1 protein-coding gene is annotated in these 215 nt (G+C 38.6%); it reads left to right on the top strand.

Annotation, left to right across the window (positions count from 1 at the left end; translation table 11 throughout):
- Positions 1-215: transposase (locus AACW06_RS20765; RefSeq protein WP_192076434.1), on the top strand; the 215-nt coding region annotated here is incomplete at both ends.

Raw genomic sequence — 215 nt, 5'->3', positions numbered from 1 at the left:
GCCTATCATCAGTCAAGGCTGGTGAAAAATGCGGTAAAAGTGCTCAATATCGAGCTTAATTACTTACCACCTTACAGTCCAAATTTAAATCCAATCGAGCGGTTATGGAAAGTGATGAATGAGCATGTATTGAATAATATTTACTTCCCCTCCAAGCAAGCATTTACTTCAGCCATCAAAGAGTTTTTCGATGTAACATTACCAGAAGTTGCAGG

This window comes from Vibrio sp. S12_S33 (assembly GCF_963889785.1).
Taxonomy (GTDB): Bacteria; Pseudomonadota; Gammaproteobacteria; order Enterobacterales; family Vibrionaceae; genus Vibrio; species Vibrio aestuarianus.
This window is presented reverse-complemented; position numbering and strand designations above follow the sequence as displayed.